The organism is Actinosynnema sp. NPDC059797, from assembly GCF_042732085.1.
Lineage (GTDB): Bacteria > Actinomycetota > Actinomycetes > Mycobacteriales > Pseudonocardiaceae > Actinosynnema.
Window position 1 is genome coordinate 1 of sequence record NZ_JBHWIE010000626.1, and the last position, 2,605, is coordinate 2,605.

Here is a 2,605-nt window from a genome sequence, read left to right on the forward strand (position 1 = left end):
CACCCGAGCGGCCGGGCCCTCCACGCGTCACGGGTTCAGAAGCCCATCCGGCAACCGGACAGGATGATCTCCTGGCCCAGCAGGGTCACGACCCGCACGGCGTACTGCGCGCGCTGGCCGTTCGGCCCCACGACCGTCTGGTTCAGGTGGACGGTCGCCACGCCCGGCACGCCGATCGTGAGCGGCGCGGTGCCGATCGGCTGGCCGTTCAGCGTGCCGACCCGCGACGAGCTGGACAGGCCCTGCTCGTTCGCCACGCAGCTGGTCTCGATGTCGGACACGGTGATCGCGCCGCCCAGCAGGCTCGCGCTCGACACCTCGGCGCCCGCGTCGGTGCGGCCCGTCGCGGTGTCGAGGAAGCAGTCGGCGTGCAGCGCCTGCACCGAGGCCAGGCCGAGCACGTTCACCGAGGCCGTGGTCTTGTCCGAGGACGGCGGGCAGGTGGCGTGCGGCGTCTTGGCGACGGTGACCAGGCCCGAGGCGCTCAGCGACCACGCCTCCGCCCGCACGTGGGACACGACCCGGACCACGGCGGTGGCGGAACCGCCGTCGTCGTCGGTGACCGTCACCAGCACGTCGTGCGCGCCGACACCGGCGTAGGAGTGCGTGGCGGAACAGGTGCCCGAGCCCGCGCCCTGCGCGACCGTGCCGACCACCGCGGGCGTGCCGTCGTCGAAGTCGACGGTGCACGTGTGGGTGTCGTGCGTGGCGATGTCGGTGAACGGCGCGGTGACCGTGACCGGCGCGTTGCGCAGCACCAGCGAACCGTTCGCCGGCGAGGAGATCGTCACCTGCGGGGCCACGTTGGTCAGGGTGAGCGTGGTCGTGGCGACCACGTCGGGGTGCAGGCCGTCGTTCGCGGTCAGGGTCAGCGACCAGACGCCGTCGTCGTTGCACGTGACGGTGGTGTTCAGCGAGGTGGGCGCGGAGAAGGCGCACGTGGTGCCGGGGTCGACGCCGGACTGCGGCGTCGCGCTCCACTGCGTCGACAGCGACGGCCCGTCAGGGTCGACGACGCTGCCGGCCAACGCCACCGGGGTGCCCTCCTGGCCCGAGTACGGGCCGCCCGCCTCGACCACCGGAGGGTCGTTGACGATCACCGTGGTGCACTCGGTGACCGTGCCCGCGCCGCCGCCGTCGGTGCCGTGGGCGGTCACGCACAGCTCGTGCGTGCCGGAGGTCAGGGCGCCGGTGGTCGCGGTGTAGTTCACCGAAGCCGGGCCGGTCTCGGGCAGCGCCGGGGTGACGTTGGTGATCTGCGTCGGCGCGCCGCCGTTCACGCTCAGCGTCAGGTTCGTCAGCTGCGAGGCGATGACGCCGGGCACCACGTTCGGCAGGTTGGCCGGGTCGGGCACCGCCGTGCAGGTGCCGCCGGTGAGGTCGGCGATGGCCTGGAGGCTGGCGTTGTAGTCGCCGCTGTTGCAGGCCGAGCCGGGGCCGACGGCGAAGGTGTAGTAGTCGACGTTGGCGGGCACCGCGCCCGCGACACCGGTGACGTCGCCCGCGGCGAAGCCGTCGGACAGGAACAGCACGACCTTGCGGGCCTGCGACTGGGCGTTGGTCACCGTGGTCGCGGCCTGCACGGCGGGCACGAAGCTGGTGCCGGTGCCGGCGGACTTGGGGGTGAACAGGTTCACGCCGCCCTGCACGGCCGAGCCGACGGCCTCCTCCACGTCCCGGACGCCGTTGCCGTTGGCGTCGGTCTCCGGCGCGGTCAGGAGTTGGTCGCCCGCCGCCGGTCCCACGTCCACGGTCGCGGCGGAGTTGCCGAACACCACCGCGCCCACGCTGCCGACCACGGTGTTCGGCGCCGCCGCGATGGCGTTCAGGTTGGCCACCGCGGTGCGCTCGCAGGACAGGACGTCACCGCCGGCGCAGGCGCTCGCGGTGCTGCCCGACACGTCCACGACGTAGGTCAGCGCGGTGTCCTTGACCGCGACGCCCGTGCCGACGGACGCCGTGCCGGTGACCGTCACGGGTCCCTGCGGCACGACGGTGCCGGGGGCCGGGCTGGTGATGTCCACGGAGATGCTGGTGCCGCCCGGCAGGTTGCCGTCGGTGGCATGAGCTTGGACCTGGCTCGCGACCAGGGCGACGACGGTCAGCGCCGCCGCCCCGGTCAGGTGTCTGGATCTCATGTCCCACTTCCCTCTTCACTCTCGTGGCTGGGAAATCGGGAATTGTGACCAGTGGGTTACTAGGCCGTTCCAGTGAGTAACGTTCCGTTGAAAGTGGAGGCTCTGCGGCCCGCACAGCACCGCACACGGCTGCTCTCGTGGGGCTACCGAAGCTTCGGGGTGAGCGGACCGACAGTGGGCGTGGTCCCGCAAAGTGCAGTCGGTGCCCGCCGAACCCGAGGACGGCGGGGGAGGCCCACCGTCAGTGCGCCCCGCCGCAGCACTCGTGCGGGTCCTCCACCTCGATCGGCCGCAGCACGCCGCCCACCGCCGGTTCCACCAGCAGCACCAGCTCGCCGTCCCGGTGGACCGGCCGCAGGAAGCCCAGCGTCTCGACCGGGTCGCCGGGCGAGACCGGCACGCCCACGCCGACGACGCGGTCGATCGCCGACGAGGCGACCACCTCCGCGGCCGGGTGCGTGCCGGTC

General features: G+C 72.9%; 2 protein-coding genes. Both read right to left on the minus strand.

Going from position 1 to position 2,605, the window contains the following annotated elements:
* Positions 1-35 precede the first annotated feature (35 nt).
* The gene (locus tag ACFV4N_RS42620; RefSeq protein WP_499678388.1) at positions 36-2,138 is read right to left on the minus strand and encodes a PKD domain-containing protein; all 2,103 of its coding nucleotides are present in this window, start codon (positions 2,136-2,138) and stop codon (positions 36-38) included.
* Between the two features lie 241 nt (positions 2,139-2,379).
* The coding region (locus ACFV4N_RS42625; protein ID WP_499678389.1) for a hypothetical protein at positions 2,380-2,605 on the minus strand (226 nt) is incomplete at its 5' end.